The organism is Mycobacterium europaeum (genome assembly GCF_002102155.1).
In the GTDB taxonomy this organism is placed as follows: domain Bacteria; phylum Actinomycetota; class Actinomycetes; order Mycobacteriales; family Mycobacteriaceae; genus Mycobacterium; species Mycobacterium europaeum.
The window spans coordinates 1-20,516 of sequence record NZ_LQOU01000004.1 but is presented as its reverse complement, the minus strand read 5'-3'; the positions used below and the strand labels follow the sequence as shown (position 1 = coordinate 20,516).

Below are 20,516 nucleotides of genomic sequence, written 5' to 3'. Positions count from 1 at the left end.
TCACCGGTATCGTAATTCGTCTCTCGGCTGTGGAGAACTACCTTCTCCAAATTGGCGAAGCTATTCTCGCCCGGTGGGCAGCAGCGCATAACCCGGCGCGCATCGGGTAGCCCGCACCGCATGACCAAGATCGGATACTTCCTCTCCAGTGAGCAGTACGGCCCGAAAGAACTTGTGGACCAGGCCAAGCGCGCCCAGGCCGCCGGGTTCGACGCGCTGTGGATCTCCGACCACTTCCACCCGTGGAACGACGAGCAGGGGCAGAGCCCGTTCGTATGGGGCGTGATCGGCGCGTTGTCGGAGGCGACGTCGCTGCCGGTCAGCACCGCCGTGACTTGCCCGACGATCCGGACGCACCCGGCGATCATCGCGCAGGCGTCGGCGACCGCCGCCGTTCAGCTCGACGGCGGCTTCGTGCTGGGCGTCGGCAGCGGCGAGGCGCTCAACGAACACATCCTCGGGGACCCCTGGCCGTCGGTGGGCGTGCGCCAGGAAATGCTGGAGGAAGCGGTCGACGTCATCCGCCTGCTGCACCGCGGGGACGAGGTGAGCCACCACGGCAAGCACTACGAGGTGCAGGAGGCCCGCATCTACACGCGGCCCGAGCGGCCGGTGCCGATCTACGTGTCCGGCTTCGGGCCGCAGGGCGCCGAGCTGGCCGGGCGCATCGGCGACGGCTTCGTCCTGGTGACGCCCGAGGCTGACTTGGTGAAAGCCTTTCGGGAGGCCGGCGGAGGGGACAAGCCGGTTCAGGCAGGCATGAAGGTCAGCTGGGACAACGACGCCGACGCCGCGCTCACGACGGCGCACCGGTTGTGGGGCAACGATGCCCTGCCCGGACAGTCCGCCCAGACCCTGCCGCGCCCCAAGGACTTTGCCGCGCTGATGTCGCTCGTCACGCCCGAGCAGGTCGCCGAAGCCGTGGTCTGCGGACCGGACCCCGACGCACATGTCGCGAGGGTGCGCAAGTACCTCGACGCCGACATCGACGAGGTGTACGTGCAGCAGATCGGGCCGGACAAGGACGGCTTCTTCGCGGCGTGGGAGCGCGACGTGCTGCCTCAGGTCCGCGGCTGAGCCTCCGCTTGGGCATCGCCGTAGAAGCCCGCCCGCAGCAACGCGGTGATCTCGCTGACCAACGGCATCCGCGGATTGGTGCGGTTGCTCAGGTCCTCGAATGCCGTCATCGCCAACGCGGGCAATGCCGCCAGGAACTCCCCCTCGTCGACGCCGTGTTCGCGCAGCGATCGCGGCATGTTCAGCCGGTTCAGCAGATCGTCGACGCCGCGAAACAACCGACTGCGGCATTCGTCGGGTTCATGGCCACCGAAGATCAGCCGGCCGAGCTGCGCGTATTTGTCCGGCGCCACGTAGGCGGAGTAGCCGGGCGCGGGCATGAACTTGCTCGGCAGGCTGGCGTTGTAGCGCAGCACATGCGGCAGGAATATCCCGTTCGCCCGGCCATGCGAGATCCCGAATCTGGCGCCGACGGCATGGGCGAGCGCATGGTTGGTCCCGACGAAGGCATTCGAGAAGGCAAGCCCCGCAAGGGTTGCCGCGTTGGACATGTCGGTTCGCGCGGACAGGTCGTCCGGATGCTCGAACGATTGCGGCAGCGCGTCGAAGATCAGCCGTGCCGCCTGGGCGCACAACGCGTCCGTATAGGGCGACGCGAAGATCGAGACGCAGGCCTCCAGGGCATGGGTCAGCGCGTCGATGCCCGTGTCGGCGGTCAGCTGCTGCGGCATCGAGGACGTCAGGACCGGGTCGACGATCGCGAGATCGGGCACCAGGCTGTAGTCGACGAGCGTTTCCTTCTTGCCGCGCACCGTCAGCACCGCCGCCGGCGAGACTTCCGACCCGGTGCCCGACGTCGTCGGGACGGCGACTAATTGGACGCGATGCCGGTCGACCGGATAGTCGGCCACGCGCTTGCGGGGATCGAGGAACGGCATCGTCAACTCGTCGAGGCTCTTCTCCGGGTGCTCGTAGAACAGCCGGATCGCCTTGCCGGCGTCGAGCACGGAGCCGCCGCCGACGGCGATCAGCAGATCGGGCTGGACCCGCTGTAGCAGCGCGACGCCACGGCGGATGGTCGCCTCGTCGGGCTCCGGCGTCACCTCGCTGAACACCTGCACGTGCTGGGCGCGCAACTTGCCGCGCAACGCCTCGACCACGCCGCGCTCCTCGGTCAGCGCATCGGTGATGACGACGACGGTCTCTGTGTCGAGTTCGCGCAGGTTGTCCAGCGCGCCTTCGTTGAAGTAGGTGTTGGACGGGACGCGGAACCATTGCGGCGGGGTGCGGCGCCGCGAGACCGTCTTGATGTTCAGCAGCTGCCGGTAGTTCACGTTCTCCGTCGTGCTGGACCCGCCCCACGTGCCGCAACCCAGCGAGAAGGTGGGGGTCAGGTTGTTGTAGACCCCACCGAGGGCCCCGACCGCAGTGGGGGCATTGACCAGGATGCGACCGGTCCGGACCGCCAGGCCGTATGCGTCGATGACGTCCTCGTCGTTGGCGTAGACCGCCGAGGTGTGGCCCAGACCCCCGTGCTCGGTGACCAGGACGGCGACGTCGATGGCGTGCTGGACGCTGCGTGCCCGCACCACCCCGAGCACCGGCATCAGCTTCTCCCGCAACAGGGGATGGGAAGCGAGTTCGTCCAAGTCGGCGGGCAGCTGCGCCAGCAGCACCTTCACCGTCGGCGACACGCTGAAGCCCGCCCGGGCGGCCAGCTCCGACGGCTTCTGTCCGACCGCGTCGAGCGAGATCTTGTCACCGCAGCCAAACGCGAACTCCGCCAACGCCTTCGCCTCGCCCGGTGTGAGCACCTGCGCGCCCATCCGCTGGAACTCGGCCATCATCTCGTCATACACCTCGTCGTCGATGACGCAGGTTTGCTCAGCCGGGCAAATGACCGAGGAGTCAAAGGTTTTCGAGATCAGGATGTCGACGACTGCGCCCTTGAGGTCCGCCGTCTTGTGAATGTAGATCGGTGCGTTCCCGGGACCGACGGACAGGCCCGGCTTTCCGGCCGAATTCGCCAGCGCGACGATCTTCGGTCCGCCGGTCACCCAGATGAAATCGACTCCGGGGTGTTTGAACAGATAGTGGGTGACCTCGTGTGCGGCGTCGGGGATGACCTGCAGCGCCCCCGGTGGCATCCCGGCCGCTTCGGCCGCCGCGCGGAGCACCTCCAGGCTGCGTTCGCAGCAGCGCACCGCATACGGTGACGGCCGGAAGAGGATGGCGTTGCGGGTCTTGGCGGCCACGATCGCCTTGAACAGCACCGTCGACGTCGGGTTGGTCACCGGGGTGATGGCCAGCACGACCCCGATCGGCTCGGCCACGTAGGTGATGTTGTGCTCGACGTCCTCGTCGATGACCCCCACCGATTTCTTGCCACGCAGGTAGTCGTGCAGGAACTCGGTGGCCACATAGTTCTTGACCACCTTGTCCTCGAAGACGCCGAAACCCGTCTCCTCGATCGCGACGCTCGCCAGCTCCCCCGCGGCCCGTACCCCGGCGCGCACCATCGCCTCGACGATCGCATCGACCTGCTGCTGGTCGAGGTTGCGGAAGGCGCGGGCCGCCGTGGCCGCCCTGCCGACGATCGCGTCGACTTCGTGTCTGCGCTGCTCGCCGACCAAGGGGTCGACTGAGGAGGTGGGCTGGGTTGGCGTAGTGGTCATGATCGCGTTTTCGATGGGGGACACGGAGGGCTCCAGAATGAGCAGAAGCGACGCCGTGCGCCTAGGGCTGAAAGGCCCTCGACCAACTGGCCCGGGCAGGCCAACTCTGGCGCAGGCGGGCCGCCGGCGGGGCATGGCGATCGCCGATACTGGCGCCCATGCACATCACCGTCGACCTCGGCCTGTGTGAGGGCCATGGGCAGTGCCTGCTGGCCGCCCCCGACGTTTTCGACATTCCCGATGGTGCCGAACAAGTGGTGGTTCTGCAGCCGGACCCGCCCGAAGCCGATCGGGAGCGGCTGATCCGCGCGGCGGCGATGTGCCCCGCGCAGGCGATCCGAATCCTCAACTGATCCGGTTGGTTTCGGCGACGTCATCGAGCAGCCGGTAACGCCCGGCCAACGCGGCGGCCGCAACCCGGTTGCTGACCCGGAGCTTGTGCAGCAGCGCGGCCACCATACGTTTGGCGGTGCGCTCCGACACCAGCATCCGCTGGGCGATGTCGCCGGTTTCCACGCCGGTCGCCAGCAGCGTCCAAAGCTGAAGTTCCTGGGCGGACAGGCTGTCCAGCAGTTCGGACGGCGGCTTGCGGGTGTTGCTCAGCAGCGCGTCGAGCAGTGCGCCGTCGACGACCCGCAAGCCCTCCGCGATCGTCCACAACGGTCCCGCCAGCGCTTCGGGCCTCGCGGTTTTCGGCAGAAAGCCGTCCGCGCCGGCGCGTAGCGCCTCTTCGGCCAGCGCCAGGTCCTCGGTCCCCGACAGCGCGAGAATCCGGGTCGTGGGGCGGCGCGCCTTGATGTGCCGGATGGCGGCGACCCCGCCCAGCGGCGGCATCGACAGGTCGATGATCGCGACATCGGCATCGCAGCGGGCCACCAGGTCGGCGGCCTCTTCCACGTACGTCGTCTGGCCGCCCACGGTGAACAACTCGCCCCACTCGCGGGTGAGCAACAGGGCGAGGCCCTGGGCGAACAGCTCATGGTCGTCCACGATGACCACGACATACGGCGAGCGAGTCATTGCCGCGATGCTAGCGCGAACTCTATGGTCAGCCGGGTGAGACCGCTCGATCAGCTCAGGACCACGGTGGACTTCGACGGCGAGGACTACGGCCTGGCCCGCACCGTGGTGGCGGTACGGGTTGCCGTCGTCATCTCGATCGGCGTGTTGCTGGCGATCGGGCCCCAGTGGGTCCGTCAGCACACGGCGGCCACCGTCGCGGTGTTGGCCGGCGCGATGGTCTACGCGGCCGTGGTGATGGCCTATCCGCAGCTGGAGGTCCGGCGCACCCGGTACTCGTGGCTGGTCACCGCCTTCGACTCGGCGTTCACGCTGGCGCTGATCGCCCTGAGCGGGGGCGTCTACAGCCCCGTGGTCGCGGTGCTGGCGCTGGCCGTCATCGCCTCGGCGGCGCGCCTTTCCTTCGGCGAGACCCTGCTGGTCGCGCTGCTGTTGGGCGCCGCCTACATCCTCGTGGCGCTGATCTCGTCGCCCGAACGACCGGTCAGCCCGGCTCCGGCGCTCCAGGCCGGCTGGTGGGCGGTGTACCTGCTCTTCGTCGCGATCATCACCGCGGGGCTGTCCGCGCTCGCCGAACGCGAACACCGCTCCCGGGTGCGCGCGCTCGTAGAAGCCGAGGCCGAGCACGCCGCCGCCGAGGAGGAGCGTGACCTGCGGGCCCGCCTGCTGCGGTCTTACCAGTCCCAACAGGACGGCCTGCAGGTGCTGGTGCACGAATTCCGCACTCCCATCACGTCTTTGGAGGCGCTGACCGAGGCGTTGACCGCGAAGCCGCCGATGTCGCAGGCGGATCGGGACACCAGTCTGCAGCTGGTGGCCCGGCACGTGCATCACCTGAGCGACATGCTCGATGCCCTCTCCGATGTCGCGCTGAGTCGCCGGCCGACGTTCTCGGCCGGCCGGGTCCGCCGGGTCGACGTGGCAGACCTCATCGTTGCCGCCGCCGACGCCGTCGGCCTCGCGGCACCGCGGTTGCGGCTGAGCGTCGGCGGCGACGTCGGCGCCGTGACCGTCAACGCCCAGGGGCTGCGCCGGCTGCTGACCAACCTCCTGGAGAACGCCTCCCGGCACGGCCGCCGGGAACCGGTCGACGTCACCTGCTCACGCGACGGCGACGAGGTGGTCTTCACGGTGGCCGACCGGGGCCCGGGTATCCCGGCCGAAAACCTCGGCGAGCTGACCGCCAAATACGTCAGCGTCGGCGGCCAACGCGGCACCGCGGGCCTCGGCCTGTGGATCGTGCAGCAGATCGCCGAGGCGATGGGTGGCCGGGTCGACTTCGCCGCGCGCGACGGCGGCGGCCTGATCGCCACCTTCCGCGCGCCGATCGCCTGACCGGGCAGTCCCGCACGCTGGCCCGCGCAGGCCAGCGATTGGCACTCGGGTCAGTGCCGCGCCGCCGGCGCGCTGGCCAGCATGGGTGCGAAGCGGCGGTGACGTGCACCACAGCACACCGCCAGAAAGGCCCCCACGATGACCGCTCCCACGACCGCGCCCACCCACAAGGACATCGACCTGAGCGCCCGCGAGTTCTGGGCGAAACCCCCGGAAGAGCGCGACGCCGCCTTCGCGGTCCTGCGCGCGGAGAACCCCGTGCCGTGGAGCCGTCCCGCGGAGTCTGACCTGCTGCCCCCCGAACTCAACACCAGGGGATTCTGGTCGCTGACCAAGCAAGACGACATCCGGATGGCCAGTCGCCACCCGGAGATCTTCTCGTCGGCCCAGGGCATCACGATGGAGGACTTCGCCCCCGAGGCGGTGGAGATCGCGCAGTCGTTCATCGCGATGGACGCCCCGCGCCACACCCAGCTGCGGGGCATCACGACGGAAGCCTTCAAGCCCAAGAACGTGCGCCGCCTGGAAGGCTGGATCCGGGGCCACGCCCACGACCTGGTCAGCGAGATGGCGCACCTCGGTGCAGGGGACTTCGTCCAACTCGTGTCGGTCAAGCTGCCGGGCCGCATCTTCGGCAGCTTCTTCGGGCTGCCCGAGGGCGATCTGCGGGACAAGGCCGTCACGGCCGCCCAGCGCCTGGTCGGGTGGACGGACCCGAACATCCGCGGCGAGCAGAGCGAACTGGAACTGTTCATGGGCGCCGTGATGGACCTGCACGAGGTGGCGACGGTGTTGATCCCGCAGCGGCGGGCCAATCCCGGCGACGACCTGATGACCTGGATGGTGCAGGCCGAGTTCGACGGCAAGAAGATGACCGACGACGAGCTGAAGGCGTTCTTCGTGTTGATGGGCGTCGCGTCCAACGACACCACCCGCCACGCCTCCGCCCACGCCATCGCCGCCCTCTCCAAGTTCCCCGAGCAGCGCGCGCTGCTGGTCGAGGACGTCGAGGGCAGGGTCGGCACCGCCGTGGAGGAGGTGCTGCGCTGGGGCTCGCCGCTGCTGCACATGCGCCGCACCGCCACCCAGGACATCACCGTCCGCGACTCCGAGATCAAGGCCGGCGACAAGGTGGTGCTGTGGTACTACTCCGGCAACCGCGACGAGGACGTCTTCGACAATCCGCATTCGTTCGACATCCTGCGAAACCCGAACCCGCACATCGCCTTCGGCGGTGGTGGGCCGCACTTCTGCCTGGGCGCGGCCCTGGCGCGCACCATGCTCAAGGCCTTGCTGACCGAGGTCTACACCCGCATCCCGGACATCTCGGCGCCGGAGCCGCAATACGCCCTGGCCAACTTCATCAACGGCGTCAACAGCCTGCCGGCGACCTGGACGCCCGAGAAGCGCTGACCTCGAGGAGTTTTCGATGAAGACCAAAGCCGCGGTGTTGTGGGGGCTGCACCAGAAGTGGGAGATCGAAGAGGTCGATCTCGACGGGCCCAAGGAGAACGAGGTCCTGGTCAAGATGGCGGCCGCGGGCCTGTGCCACTCCGACGACCACCTGATCACCGGGGACATGCCGATGCAGTTGCCGGTGGTGGGGGGTCACGAGGGCGCCGGCGTGGTCGTCGAGGTCGGCCCGGGCGTCACCGACGTCGCCGCGGGCGATTCGGTGGCGCTGAGTTTCATCCCGGCCTGCGGTCGATGCGAACCGTGTTCGCGCGGCATGAGCAACCTGTGCGTGCTCGGGGCCGCCATCATCGCCGGACCGCAACTCGACGGCACATTCCGGTTCCACGCCAAAGGCCAAGGGCTCGGCCAAATGTGCGTGCTGGGAACGTTCTCCGAATACACGGTGGTCCCGCTGGCCTCGGTGATCAAGGTGGACCCGTCCACCGCGCTGGACACCGCCGCGCTGGTCGGCTGCGGGGTCACGACCGGTTACGGCAGCATGGTCCGCACCGGTGAGGCGCGGGACGGCGACGCCGTGGTGGTCATGGGGGTGGGCGGGATCGGAATGAACGCGGTGCAGGGCGCGCGGATCGCCGGAGCCCGCGTCATCGTCGCCCTCGATCCCGTCGAGTACAAGCGCAGCCGCTCTTTTGAATTCGGCGCCACCCACACGGCGGCGACGGTGGCCGAGGCGCAAGCCCTGATCGCCGACCTGACGCGCGGCCAGATGGCCGACGTCTGCGTCGTCAGCGCCGACTCGGCCGAGGGAGCCTATGTCGCGCAGGCGCTGAGCCTGGTCGGCAAGCGCGGCAGGGTGGTGATGACCGCGATCCCGCACCCGGCCGACACCTGCGTCGACATGTCGTTGTTCGATCTGACCCTGTACGAAAAGCAGGTCCGTGGATCGCTTTTCGGATCGTCCAATCCGCGCCACGACATACCCCGGATGCTCGACCTCTACCGGGCCGGTCGATTGAAGCTCGACGAACTCGTCACCCGCGAGTACACCCTGGACGACATCAACACCGGCTACGCCGACATGCATGCCGGCGTGAATCTGCGCGGGTTGATCCGGTTCTGAACCGGGCCACCGATGATCGGCCTGATCACCATCGTCGTCATTTTCGCTGCCCCGCTCGGCATCCCGGCCGGGGTCAGCGCCGCGCACCACGCCGCCGACGGATGGCGTGGTCTCGCGCGATGGCGCCGACGGATCCGATGACGAGAGCGAGGACGACATGACTGGCATTCCGCACTATCCGATGTACATCGACGGGCGGTGGCGCGACACCTCGAGCAGGTCGGAGGTGCGCGACCCCGCGACGAGTCAAGTGGTCGCGACCGTTGCCCGCGGCGACGTCAGCGTGGCCGACGAGGCCGTCGCCGCGGCGCACGCGGCACATGCCTGCGGTGTCTGGCGGTTGACGCCCCCGGCCGAACGCGCCCGCATCCTCGACGCGATCGCGGACAACCTCGCCGCGCGGCTCGACGAGCTGACCGTGCTGCAGGTACGCGAAAACGGTGCGACCGCACGGTCGGCGGGCGCGTTCCTGCTGGGCTACTCGATCGCCCACCTGAAATACTTCGCCTCCCTGGCGCGCTCGTATGCATTCGAGGAAACCGGACCGTTGATCCAAGCGCCGACGCTGGCCGCCGGTGTGCTTCGCCGCGAGCCGGTCGGCGTCTGCGCAGGCATCGTGCCGTGGAACTTCCCGTTGCTGCTGGCGGTGTGGAAGCTGGGCCCCGCGTTGGCGGCGGGCAACACGATAGTGCTCAAGCCCGACGAGCAGACTCCGCTGACGTTGCTCGAACTGGCCAGGGCGGCAGACGACGTCGGTTTGCCGGCGGGGGTGCTGAACGTCGTCACCGGGCCCGGCCCAGTCGTGGGCGCCCGGCTCGCCGAACACCCCGATGTTCGCAAGGTGGCCTTCACCGGCTCGACCGAAGTCGGCAAGGCCGTGATGCGCGCCGCCGCCGGCAACGTCAAGAGGGTCACCCTCGAGCTGGGCGGCAAGGGCGCCAACATCGTCTGCGACGACGCCGATCTGGACCTGGCGGTCGACGGCACGCTGTTCGGATTCCTGCTGATGTGTGGTCAGGCCTGCGAGTCCGGTACGCGGCTGTTGCTGCACGAGTCGATTCACGACGAGTTCGTGCGACGCCTGGTCGCCCGCGCGTCCACCCTTGTCGTGGGCGATCCGATGGACCCGGCCACCGACGTCGGCCCGCTGATCTCGGCCAAACAGCAAGCGCGGGTGGAGAAGTACATCGCGCTCGGCCAAGAGGCGGGATGCAAGATCGCCTTCCAGGGCACGGTTCCCGCCGACGCGCGGTGGGCCGACGGTCATTGGGTCGGGCCGACGATCCTGACCGGGGCCACCAACGACATGCGGGTGGCCCGGGAGGAGATCTTCGGGCCGGTGCTCGTCGTGATCAAGTGCGCCGACGACGCCGAGGCGGTCGCGATCGCCAACGACAGCGAGTACGGATTGTCCGCGGGCGTGTGGAGCACGGACAACGAACGCGCGTTGGCGATCGCGCGCGAATTGGAGTCCGGCACGGTGTGGATCAACGACTGGCACATGGTCAACGCGATGTTCCCCTTCGGCGGTGTGAAGCAAAGCGGTCTGGGGCGGGAATTGGGACCCACCGCCCTCGACGAGTACACCGAGCAGAAGTTCGTGCACGTCGACATGACCAACGACCGCGCCAAGCGGGTCTACGCCGTTGTCGTGTCCGCCCCCGCAACGGCCTGATCGATGTACCCGGCCGCCCACGCCAAGAACGGTCCCGACCGGCCCGCCGTCGTCCTCGCCGAGACCGGGGAGGTGTTGACCTACCGGCAACTCGACGAGAATTCCGCCGCGCTGGCGCGGCTGCTCTACGACGCCGGGCTCCGCCGTGGCGATGTCGTCGCGCTGCTGTCCGACAACGCCGCCGAGGTGTTGGAGGTGTACTGGGCGACGCAACGATCGGGCCTGTACATCACCGCCGTCAACCACCACCTCACGGCGCAGGAGGCCTCCTACATCGTGCGTGACTCGGGTGCACGCGCGCTGATCGCCTCTGCTGCGCTGGCCGACCTGGCGGCCGAAGTAGCCGCCCGGGCAGGCGGCCCCGGACTGCGGCTGGCATTCGGCGGCGCCGTCCCCGGTTTCGCCTGCTACGAAACCGGTCTCGCGGGGGCCGGCCCGCGCCTGCGCGAGGAGCCGTCCGGGGCGGTGATGCTGTACTCCTCCGGCACAACCGGATTCCCCAAGGGCGTCAAGCCCCCGCTGCCGGACCGTCGCGTCGACGAACCGGGCGATCCGATCGTCGCGATGGCGAGCCACGTCTACGGGATCGACGTCACCGACGTCTATCTGTCTCCGGCGCCCGTCTACCATGCGGCACCCCTGCGATGGTGCGGCATGGTGCAGGCGCTCGGCGGAACGGTGGTGCTGGCCAAGAAGTTCGACGCCGAGGCCACCCTGCGGTATATCGAGCGGTACCGGGTGACCGTCGCCCAGTTGGTCCCCACCATGTTCGTCCGGCTGCTCAGACTCGACGAGACCATCCGCGGCCGCTACGACCTGTCGAGCCTGCGGATGCTCATGCATTCCGCCGCGCCCTGTCCCGCCGATGTCAAACGGGCGATGATCGAGTGGCTGGGCCCGATTCTCTACGAGTACTACGGCTCCACCGAAGCCCACGGCCTGACGTACATCGACTCGAAGCGCTGGCTCACCCACCCGGGGTCGGTGGGACAAAGCGTGCTCGGCACGCTGCACATCTGCGACGACGAGGGAAACGAGCTACCCGTCGGTGCGGTGGGCACCGTGTACTTCGAACGCGACCACCTACCGTTCGAGTACCACAACGATCCCGACAAGACCGCCGCGGCCTGCCACCCCGAACATCCGTTCTGGACCACCGTCGGCGACGTCGGCTACCTCGATCCCGAGGGATTTCTGTACCTGAGCGACCGCAAGTCGTTCATGATCATCTCCGGTGGCGTCAACATCTATCCCCAGGAAGTGGAGAACGCCCTCGCGCTGCACCCCGCGGTGCTCGACGTCGCGGTCATCGGGGTGCCCCACCCCGAAATGGGCGAGGAGGTCAAAGCCTTCGTCCAGCTGACACCCGGGATGAGCGGAACGGACTGCCTCGCAAGAGAGCTCATCGAGTACGTCCGCGATCGTATCGCCCACTACAAGGCGCCCCGTTCGGTCGAGTTCGTCGACGACCTGCCCCGGACGCCGACCGGTAAACTGGCCAAAAACCAGCTGCGGCAGGCGGTTACGGCCCGAAGTTAGTGCCGCTCGTCAGCTGCTCCCATTTCGCGATCTCGGTGGCGCGCGTGTCCGCGACATAGCGGTAGATGGCCAGCGCGTCGGGTCCGAGCAGCAGGAAACCGGGCGGCTCGCTCGACTCGACCGCCGCGATGATCGCGGTGGCCGCCTTGGCGGGGTCGCCCGCCTGGTTCCCGTGCATGGTGTCGTTCTCCTTGCGGCGCTGCCCCGCGGTGCCCGCGTAGTCGTCGATGACGGTGGCCGACTGGACGAGCGACCGCCCGGCGAAATCGGTGCGGAACGCACCCGGCTCGACGATGGTCACCGAGATGCCCAGCGGGGCAAGCTCACCGCGCAGCGCGCCGCTCATGCCTTCGACGGCGGCTTTGGCCGCCGCGTAGTAGCCGGAGCCCACCGGGGTTACCGTTGCGCCGATCGAGGAGATGTTCACGATCGCGCCGCTGCGGCGCGCCCGCATGCCCGGCAGGACCGCCTTGATCATCGCGACGGTGCCGAAGAAGTGCGTCTCGAACAGGGCGCGCACGTCGGCGTCGTCGCCCTCCTCGACCGCGGCGCGGTACCCGTAGCCGGCGTTGTTCACCAGTACGTCGACGCCGCCGAACCGATCGTCGGCCTGCCGCACAACCGAGGCGACCTGTGCGGGGTCGGTGACGTCAAGAGCCGCCGCCAGCACCCGGTCCGGCACGGCAGACGCCAGGTCGGCGACCTTCGCGACGTCGCGCGCGGTGACGACCGCGTTGTGGCCGGCCCCGATGACGGCTTCGGCAAGCCCGCAACCGAGTCCGGTCGAGCATCCGGTGATCAGCCAGGTGGACATACTGGATGGCTCCTTCTCGCCGAGACGCAACTGGTACCGTGAAATGTGTTGTCAGACTACGGTACTGACTTGGACAGGTCACTCGTCGTGTGGCCGTCGATATGACCGCCACTTCAGGCGTGCGAATCGCGCCACCATGCGCGTATCTGCCGGGGGTCGCGGCTTGACTGGTCCTGCCGGTGGCCATGTACGACGCTGCCGGGGTTCTTGATATCAGCGGGGTCGGTCGGCAGGACGTACCAGCTCGCCCGCGCGTACGCCAGGGCAGCGTTAACCGGTGATAGGCCCCCGACGTCGGGTACCCAAGGTGGGTTCCGATCGTCGTCCAACTCGATCGCGTCGACTACATCCCTCGTCGGGAAGTCGCGGGGGATCACGAAAGCATCGTACGAGGGTGGTCCGACACCCGGCGTCGGCTTTCGGCGGGCAATTCTTCCCTTCGATCCCGGGACGAGGCCTTCATAATCGACTATCGTCCGACTCGAGGAACTGATCAGGCACCGGTGAAGGAAGCAGGCAGTGCGGACGCTTGAAGGCGTTCTGGGCAGACACCCGTTCTTCCGGGGGATGGACCCGCGCTATTTGGAGTTGGCGGTCGGGTGTGCGGCAAACATGCGCTTCGCCGCGGGTGACTTGATCTTCCGCGAGGGCCGCCCCGCTGATCACTTCTACCTCATCCGCGCCGGCAGGATCGCGCTCGAAACCGCCGTTCTGGGCCGTGGCAGCTTGACGGTGCAGACACTCGGAGACGGAGACATCCTCGGATGGTCGTGGTTGGTGCCACCGTACAACTCGCGGTTCGACGCGCGCGCCGTCGAGACGACGCGCGCCATCGGTTTCGACGGCAAATGCCTGCGCGACAAGTGCGAAGAGGACCACGAACTCGGGTACGAGCTGCAGAAGCGTGTGATCGCGGTTCTCGGGGAGTATCTCGATGCGACAAGGTTCCGGCTCCTAGACATCTATGCCGATGTCATCGGATAAGGACGGACCGGCCCAGGGACGGGCCCTCAGCCGTCGAACGCCGGGCCGTCGAAACGGTCACGGGTAACGAACTCCGCAACCGCGCGCCGCCGCAGCTTCGTCAGTTGCCGCACCGGCTTGCCGAGCGGCACGATCGCGGCAACCGCGTGCTGATCCGGGATGCCCAGCAATTGGCGAACGTGCGCCTCGGCCGCGATGGCCATCGTGGTGATCGTCCCGCCGTAGCCCTCGTCGCGGGCGGCCAGCAGGACATTCCATACCAGCGGATATACGGATGCCCCGCTGGCCAGGCCGACGCGGCTCAGATCCTGATCGACGGCCGCGACCACGGTCAAATCGACCGAAAAGACAAGCACGACCGGCGCTTTCACGATCGGCGCGACGAACGTCTCGGGGATTTCCGTTCGGTCGATGATGTCCTGCGGCACGCCGCTGGGATGGATCGAATTCCAGGGGTTTTCACCCGCCTGGAGCTGGGCGAAGTAGCGGCGGGCGGCGGCTGTACCCAGCTCGGCGAGTCGGCGACGGACGTCCGGGTCGCGCACCACGGTGATGTGGGCGCCCTGCCGGTTGCCGCCGCTCGGCGCGAACCGGGCGCTGTCGAAGATGCGCCACAACACCTCGTCGGGCAGCGTGTCGTCGGTGAATTCCCGCGCCGCGAAGGTCGTTCGCATGACGTCATAGAGCTCCATGGCCGCGTCACACGCTCACGGAGGCGCAGCGCTCCAAACGGAAGGTGCGCTCGAAGCCGGCGGGGCGCGTCGTCAGGGTGACCTCGACGGCCCCGCTGGGAGTGATGACGTAACGCTCCTCGACGTCCGGGCCGTCCTTCCACCGGCCGACCGGCTGGCGCCCGAGGTCCTCCCGATCGCGCAGGGCCGGGTCGAAGGGGAAGAGCACCGGGTCGTAAGGCGTCACGTCCCCGTCGGGCCGGCCGTTGACGACGCGGCTGCACTCGACGAACCGGAAGTGTCCGATGTTGTGTGCCGCCCGATAGGTCCGCCTGACCACCAGCGGGGTCTGGCCGTCGGCCGGCAGTGAGACGTCCTTGCACACGATCGGGTCGAACACGACGCCGGCACCGGCCTCCGCCTCGCGGAAGACCCCGAAGTTGCGCGAGAAGCGTTCGGACAGGGCGAAACCGGCCTCTTTGTCCAAAAAGACCGCCAACCCGATGGCCGTCGCGGCGAACGGGTGCGGCGAACGCTTCACCCGCTTATCGCCGAAGGTGGTGCGCAGCATCCGCGAAACCAGCGGGAAGGCTCCGGCGCCGCCCACGACGTAGATGCCCGCCACCTCGGACCACGTCACGTCGTACAGGACGCGATCGAGCAATTCCGCCGTCTTGTCGACGAGCGGCGCGCAGGCCGAATAGATGTCGTCGATGGGGCAGGAGAACGGGGGCCGGTCCACGGCGGAAAGGTCGGCCAGGAAGCGCCGCGTCTGCGGCCCGATGGCCTCCTTGCGGGCCACGCATTCCTCTCTGAGCAAGTCGAGCGCGGCGGGATCCGCCGTCTGCAGATCCGACCGGGAGACGACGAGCCCGAGGATCGCCTCGTCGAAGTCGTCGCCGCCGAGCCGCTGAATGCCCTCGCTGATCACCACTTCATGCGCGTGGCCGGTCATCTTCAGCAGCGAGGCGTCGAAGGTGCCCCCGCCGAGGTCGTAGATCAAGACGTACTCACGCTTGGCGGTGATCGTGGAGCGGTACCGGTGGGCATATTCCAGGCTCGCGGCCGACGGCTCGTTCAGCAGCGCGACGACGTGGAAACCGGCGGCAACGAAGGAGTCCAGTGTCAGCAGGCGTTGGGCGCTGGAGGCATTGGCCGGCACGCTGATCGCGGCCTCGATGGTCTCGCCCGGGGCAAGGCCGGCATTCGAACGACGCTGTAGGTCGCTTTTCAGCTGGGCCAGCAAGCCGGTGAGAAGGTCGGCCAGTCGATGGTTGCGGCCGGCCAGGCTGACTTCGGTCTGCGGCCCGGCCTCGGTGAGAAGGCGCTTGAACGATCGGAGCACCGACCATCCCGACTCGTGGCGGACCGAGGCGGCGTCCAAACCGAACCGCAACTCACCGGCGGCGTTGGCGGCGATCAGCGAAGGCCAGGTATCGACTCCGTCAAACGAGACGACGGGGTAGTTGCCCCGGTCGACGGCCGCGACGACGGTGTGTGTGGTGCCAAAGTCGATGCCGACCCTCATCGCGCAATTTTAGGACCGCGCCGGGGGCCTGAAACAAGCTTTCTGCCCGGCGCGCCGCGGCCCGACGGGTCCTCGAGTGAGCGGCCACCGGTCGCATCTTCCGATGACTTTGGCCCCTAGGCCGCCGCGCTCGGCGCGGAGACGATGACCGGATCGAAGAAGATTTGCGTTTGTTTCCAGGAGGCACCGTGATCGAGATGCTTCGCGGCTTTCCCGACGACGTGGCCGCGTTCGCCATTCGTGGGCACGTGACCAAGGCCGATTACGATGCGGTGCTGATACCCAGCTTCGAAGACAAACTGACCCGGCACAAAAAGGTTCGGATTTATTGCGAAATCGCATCTGATTTAACCCTTCTTGCTTGCAACTGGCCTTACGCCGCGCCCTGGCGTCGAACTCGACGCGGGCCGAGCGCGGTGTGGGCGGATTCGAAGTTCGGAGTGGACCACTACTTCGACTGGGATCGGTGCGCGGTCGTCAGTGACCTGCCATGGGTGAAGCATGTGGCGAAACTGACTGAACTTCTCGGATTCCTATGGCCCGGGAGGTACCGGACCTTTTCGAACGCCGAGGCCGAAAAGGCGCGCCAATGGATTTCCAAACCCGGCGGTAGGCGCGGGGCCGCATGAAACTGCGCGACTCCATTTGTTGCTGCACGGCGATGCTGGCCGGTCTGCTGGCCGGCGCGGTACTCGCCCGCCCACCACTGGCGAACGCGGATAACAAGCGGCTCAACGACGGAGTCGTCGCCAATGTCTACACCGTCCAACACAACGCCGGTTGCACCAACGACGTGCGGATCAACCCGCAACTCCAACTCGCCGCGCAATGGCACACCGACGATGTGCTCACCAACCGCGCGCTCGACGGCGACATCGGCTCCGACGGCTCGACACCGCAGGATCGGGCGAATGCCGCGGGCTATGGGGGCAGCGTCGCCGAGACCGTGGCGATCAACCCGGCATTGGCGATCAGCGGGCTCGAGGTGATCAACCAGTGGTACTCCAACCCCACCTACCTGGCGATCATGCGAAATTGTTCCTACACGCAGATGGGGGTGTGGTCGGAGAACAGCCTGGACCGCAGTGTCGTCGTGGCGATGTACGGCGCACCCGGCGCTCGGGCGCCGAGATGAACCTTCACCGGCTGACCGGTCCTGCCGCGGCTGCCGTCCTGCTGTGCGGCGGCGGGCCACCCCCGGCGCGGGCCGATGCGGTGGCCTATCTCGTCAACGTAACGGTGCGCCCGGGCTACAACTTCGCCAACGCCGACGCCGCCTTGGCGTACGGGAACGGCATTTGCGAGAAGGTGGGAGCGGGGGAGCGCTACGCGCAGATCATGGCGGAGGTCAAAGCGGACTTCGGCAACTCCGACGAGTATCAGGCGTCGTATCTGATCAGCCAGGCCGTCGGTGAATTGTGCCCCGCGCGGATCTGGCAATTACGGCAATCGGCCGCCGGATATCTTCCCCCCGGGGCCGTGCCGCGATGACACCGGTCGGATATCTCAGCCATTCGTATTGTTGTGGATCTTGTTCGCGCCAGGTTCATTTCGCGTTCGGGCGGCAAAGATTGCGAATGTGCCTTTGCGCCGTGGACACTTGTCGTACGCTTCCCCACAAGCGGCCCCATGTCAGGCGTTCGGGCGTCGCGACAACGGCCGTATTTACAGGCCGCAGGAGGGGTTTGCCGTGATTTCCGCAGAGTCGGTCACCAAACCCCTGCGCTCGGTCGGCGATTTCTTCGCCATGTCGCTCGACACAATCGTGGCGATGTTCAAGCTGCCCTTTCCGTGGCGCGAGTTTCTGTTGCAGACCTGGTTCGTGGCCCGGGTGTCCATCATTCCGACGCTGTTGCTGACGATCCCGTTCACCGTGCTCGTCGTGTTCACCATGAACATCCTGCTGGTCGAGTTCGGGGCGGCCGACTTCTCCGGCACCGGCGCCGCGACCGCCTCGGTCACCCAGATCGGGCCGGTCGTGACCGTGCTGGTGGTCGCGGGCACCGGGGCCACGGCGATGTGCGCCGACCTGGGAGCGCGCGCCATCCACGACGAACTCGATGCGTTACGGGTGATGGGCGTCGACCCGGTTCGCCGGCTGGCCGTGCCGCGGGTGCTGGCGGCCACCGTCGTCGCGGTGTCCCTGGTGTCGCTGGTGACCCTGGTGGGCATGGCCGGGTCGTTCTTCTTCTCGGTCTTCGTGCAACACGTCACCCCGGGCGCCTTCGCCGCGGGTCTGACGCTGCTCACCCACCTGCCCGACCTCGTCCTCGGGCTGGTCAAAGGGGCACTGTTCGGGATGGCGGCCGCCCTGATCGCTTGCTACAAAGGCATTTCCGTCGGCGGTGGCCCGCAAGGCGTCGGCAACGCCGTCAACGAGACCGTCGTCTACTCGTTCGTCGCGCTGTTCGTCATCAACATCGTGGCGACAGCCGTCTACTACACGGGCCCGCAATGACCGCCGACAGCGCGACTCGCCGGCGATCCGACTGGCTGCAGCACGCGGCCGGCCGCGTCGCCGCTGATTGGAATCGCGTTGGGGCGCAGGTGAAGTTCTATGCGATGGCGATCACCGAAATGCGGACGGCCTTCCTTCGGTACGGGAAGGAAATCATCCGACTGGTCGCTCAGATGAGCCTGGGCACCGGCGCACTGGCGGTGATCGGCGGCACCGTGGTGATCGTGGGCTTCCTGACCCTGTCGACCGGCGCGGTCATCGCGGTACAGGGCTACAACCAGCTGTCGGGCATCGGCGTCGAGGCAATGACGGGATTCATCTCCGCCTATGTCAACGTACGCATCATTTCCCCTGCGGTTGCCGGGGTCGGCCTGGCCGCGACCATCGGCGCGGGCGCGACCGCGCAATTGGGCGCGATGCGGATCGCCGACGAGATCGACGCGCTCGAGGTGATGGCGGTGCGATCGATCGCCTATCTCGTCTCCACCCGGGTGGTCGCGGGCGTCGTCGTGGTCATCCCGCTGTACTGCGTGGCGGTGGTGTGTGCGTTTCAGGCGGCCCGGTTCGGCACGACGGGCATCTACGGCCAATCCACCGGTGTGTACGACCACTACTTCCGCACATTTCTCAATTCGACCGACCTGCTGTGGTCTTTCGTCACGGTGATCGCCGTGGCCATCGCCGTCATGCTCGTGCACACCTACTACGGCTACAACGCCTGGGGCGGTCCCGCCGGCGTGGGCCGGGCGGTCGGCCACTCCGTCCGCACTTCTCTCATCGTGCTGACGCTCATGGTGCTGGCGATCTCCCTTTCCGTACACGGCCAGTCCGGCCACTTCAATCTCTCGGGGTAGGGCCATGTCGGAATCGCGCTCGGAGGGGATGCATCCCGCGTGGTGGACACTGATTTCGGCCGTCGCCACGGTCGCCGCCATCGTGCTGACGTCCGCCTTCTTCTCCGGGTCGTTCAAGTCCTACGTGCCGGTGACGGCGATTTCCGACCGGGCCGGCCTGGTGATGGACCGCGGCGGGAAGGTCAAGATGCGCGGGGTGCAGGTGGGCCGGGTCGCCGCGATCGCCACCGGCAAGGACCACGTGAGCCTCAGGCTGGATCTGGACCCCAACCAGGTCCAATACATCCCGGCGAACGTGCGTGCCCGCATCAGGGCGACCACCTTCTTCAGCGCGAAATACGTCGACCTCGTGTATCCGAGCCAGCCCAGCCCCCAGCGCCTGGCGGCCGGGGCGGTGATCCGGGTCGACAACGTCGGCACCGAGGTCAACACCATGTTCGCCAATCTCGTCAAGGTGCTGGACGAGATCGACCCGGCCAAGCTGCAGGCCGTCCTGTCCGCCCTGGCCGAGGGTTTGCGCGGAAGGGGCGCAGTCATCGGCCAGGGCATCACCGACGCCAACGAGGTGCTGCGCGCGATCAATCCGCGCGCCGAGACGGTCAGGGCGGACATTCGCGCCGTCAAGCGCGTCAGCGACACCTATAGCCCTGCCGTGCAGGACATTCTGCGGGTGCTCGACGCGGCCAGCGTTACCAGCGGCACGATCGACCACGACTCAGCCGCCCTCGACGCGCTGCTCGCCGGCGTCATCGGCCTGTCTCGCGCGGGTATCAATCTCGTTGGCCCCAACAAGGACAACCTCATCAAGGCGGTGAACCTGCTCGAGCCCACGACGAGCCTGCTGATGAAATACAACCCCGCACTGACGTGCATGCTCGTCGGCGCGAAGACCGCCCTCGACACCGGGTACCGGGACGCGATGGGCGGCGCCAACGGCTACTCGCTGATCATCGACAGCACGCCGCTGTTCGGCGCGGACCAATACCGCTACCCGCAGAACCTTCCGATCGTCGGCGCCAGGGGCGGGCCCGGAGGTAAGCCGGGCTGCGGATCGCTCCCGGACGTCGCAGCGAATTGGCCACTGCGTGAGTTGATTACGAACACCGGGTGGGGAACCGGTCTGGATATCCGGCCCAACCCCGGCATCGCGTTCCCGGGATACGCCGACTACCTGCCCGTGACCCGCGGAATCCCAGAACCGCCCAGCATCCGCTACCCCGGGGGTCCCGCTCCCGGGCCGATCCCGTACCCGGGGGCGCCGCCCTACGGCGCCCCGCAATACGCCCCGGACGGAACACCGCTATACCCGGGCCTGCCGCCGGCGCCACCGCCGGGCGCGCCGCCCGAACCGGGGCCCCCGCCGCCCGGGTCGGAACCGGCCGTGATACCCGCCCCCGCGCAGCTGCAGCC

The 20,516-nt window shown here is 67.8% G+C and carries 19 protein-coding genes; 14 read left to right on the top strand and 5 right to left on the bottom strand.

Features of this window, described 5'->3' with window-relative positions; genetic code table 11:
• The first annotated feature begins 120 nt into the window (after window positions 1-120).
• Window positions 121-1,077, top strand: coding sequence for an LLM class F420-dependent oxidoreductase (locus AWC03_RS01575; protein ID WP_085238780.1), 957 nt, complete (start codon window positions 121-123; stop codon window positions 1,075-1,077).
• Here AWC03_RS01575 and adhE read toward each other — a convergent pair.
• A complete protein-coding gene (adhE, locus tag AWC03_RS01570) occupies window positions 1,062-3,692 on the bottom strand; it encodes a bifunctional acetaldehyde-CoA/alcohol dehydrogenase (RefSeq protein WP_085238816.1) in 2,631 nt (876 codons plus the stop codon). The genes AWC03_RS01575 and adhE overlap by 16 nt on opposite strands.
• A 158-nt stretch (window positions 3,693-3,850) precedes the next feature.
• On the opposite strand from adhE, the gene AWC03_RS01565 reads away from it, so the two are divergent.
• Entirely contained in the window at window positions 3,851-4,045 is a 195-nt protein-coding gene (locus tag AWC03_RS01565; RefSeq protein ID WP_085238779.1) for a ferredoxin, read from the top strand.
• Here AWC03_RS01565 and AWC03_RS01560 read toward each other — a convergent pair.
• Window positions 4,038-4,712, bottom strand: a complete 675-nt coding sequence (locus AWC03_RS01560) for a response regulator transcription factor (RefSeq protein ID WP_085238778.1) — start codon at window positions 4,710-4,712, stop codon at window positions 4,038-4,040. The genes AWC03_RS01565 and AWC03_RS01560 overlap by 8 nt on opposite strands.
• 36 nt (window positions 4,713-4,748) lie before the next feature.
• On the opposite strand from AWC03_RS01560, the gene AWC03_RS01555 reads away from it, so the two are divergent.
• The 5 genes from AWC03_RS01555 (at window position 4,749) to AWC03_RS01535 (ending at window position 11,797) form a co-directional block, all read left to right on the top strand.
• Window positions 4,749-6,047, top strand: coding sequence for a sensor histidine kinase (locus tag AWC03_RS01555; protein ID WP_249025801.1), 1,299 nt, complete (start codon window positions 4,749-4,751; stop codon window positions 6,045-6,047).
• 138 nt (window positions 6,048-6,185) lie between these two features.
• On the top strand, window positions 6,186-7,460 hold the full coding sequence (locus tag AWC03_RS01550) for a cytochrome P450 (protein ID WP_085238776.1): 1,275 nt from the start codon (window positions 6,186-6,188) through the stop codon (window positions 7,458-7,460).
• Between the two features lie 16 nt (window positions 7,461-7,476).
• A complete protein-coding gene (locus AWC03_RS01545) occupies window positions 7,477-8,583 on the top strand; it encodes an NDMA-dependent alcohol dehydrogenase (RefSeq protein ID WP_085238775.1) in 1,107 nt (368 codons plus the stop codon).
• A gap of 157 nt (window positions 8,584-8,740) precedes the next feature.
• Window positions 8,741-10,258 carry an aldehyde dehydrogenase family protein gene (locus AWC03_RS01540; RefSeq protein ID WP_085238815.1) on the top strand — a complete coding sequence of 506 codons (1,518 nt, stop codon included), beginning with the start codon at window positions 8,741-8,743 and terminating at the stop codon, window positions 10,256-10,258.
• 3 nt (window positions 10,259-10,261) lie between these two features.
• The gene (locus AWC03_RS01535) at window positions 10,262-11,797 is read left to right on the top strand and encodes an AMP-binding protein (RefSeq protein ID WP_085238774.1); all 1,536 of its coding nucleotides are present in this window, start codon (window positions 10,262-10,264) and stop codon (window positions 11,795-11,797) included.
• Here AWC03_RS01535 and AWC03_RS01530 read toward each other — a convergent pair.
• Window positions 11,781-12,611, bottom strand: a complete 831-nt coding sequence (locus AWC03_RS01530) for an oxidoreductase (RefSeq protein ID WP_085238773.1) — start codon at window positions 12,609-12,611, stop codon at window positions 11,781-11,783. The genes AWC03_RS01535 and AWC03_RS01530 overlap by 17 nt on opposite strands.
• A gap of 519 nt (window positions 12,612-13,130) precedes the next feature.
• Here AWC03_RS01530 and AWC03_RS01525 point away from each other — a divergent pair.
• Window positions 13,131-13,595, top strand: a complete 465-nt coding sequence (locus AWC03_RS01525) for a cyclic nucleotide-binding domain-containing protein (RefSeq protein ID WP_085238772.1) — start codon at window positions 13,131-13,133, stop codon at window positions 13,593-13,595.
• 26 nt (window positions 13,596-13,621) lie between these two features.
• On the opposite strand, the gene AWC03_RS01520 is transcribed toward AWC03_RS01525, so the two are convergent.
• Together AWC03_RS01520 and AWC03_RS01515 are read right to left on the bottom strand one after the other, a co-directional pair.
• Complete coding sequence (locus tag AWC03_RS01520; RefSeq protein ID WP_142278295.1) at window positions 13,622-14,287, bottom strand: nitroreductase family protein; 666 nt, start codon at window positions 14,285-14,287, stop codon at window positions 13,622-13,624.
• Between the two features lie 7 nt (window positions 14,288-14,294).
• The gene (locus AWC03_RS01515) at window positions 14,295-15,794 is read right to left on the bottom strand and encodes an Hsp70 family protein (RefSeq protein ID WP_085238771.1); all 1,500 of its coding nucleotides are present in this window, start codon (window positions 15,792-15,794) and stop codon (window positions 14,295-14,297) included.
• Between the two features lie 197 nt (window positions 15,795-15,991).
• Between AWC03_RS01515 and AWC03_RS01510 the strand changes: the two genes are divergently transcribed.
• The 6 genes from AWC03_RS01510 to AWC03_RS01485 all read left to right on the top strand — a co-directional run.
• On the top strand, window positions 15,992-16,423 hold the full coding sequence (locus AWC03_RS01510) for a SpoIIAA family protein (protein WP_249025804.1): 432 nt from the start codon (window positions 15,992-15,994) through the stop codon (window positions 16,421-16,423).
• Between the two features lie 32 nt (window positions 16,424-16,455).
• Window positions 16,456-16,929 carry a CAP domain-containing protein gene (locus AWC03_RS01505; protein WP_211279198.1) on the top strand — a complete coding sequence of 158 codons (474 nt, stop codon included), beginning with the start codon at window positions 16,456-16,458 and terminating at the stop codon, window positions 16,927-16,929.
• Window positions 16,926-17,285 (top strand): DUF732 domain-containing protein, encoded by a 360-nt coding sequence (locus AWC03_RS01500; RefSeq protein ID WP_085238768.1) that lies wholly within the window; start codon window positions 16,926-16,928, stop codon window positions 17,283-17,285. The genes AWC03_RS01505 and AWC03_RS01500 overlap by 4 nt, the downstream gene beginning before the upstream one ends.
• Before the next feature lie 256 nt (window positions 17,286-17,541).
• A complete protein-coding gene (locus AWC03_RS01495) occupies window positions 17,542-18,252 on the top strand; it encodes an MlaE family ABC transporter permease (protein ID WP_420845639.1) in 711 nt (236 codons plus the stop codon).
• Entirely contained in the window at window positions 18,249-19,106 is an 858-nt protein-coding gene (locus tag AWC03_RS01490; protein WP_085238766.1) for an ABC transporter permease, read from the top strand. The genes AWC03_RS01495 and AWC03_RS01490 overlap by 4 nt, the downstream gene beginning before the upstream one ends.
• 4 nt (window positions 19,107-19,110) lie before the next feature.
• Window positions 19,111-20,516, top strand: a 1,406-nt coding sequence (locus tag AWC03_RS01485) for an MCE family protein (RefSeq protein ID WP_142278294.1), incomplete at its 3' end; no start/stop codon positions are given.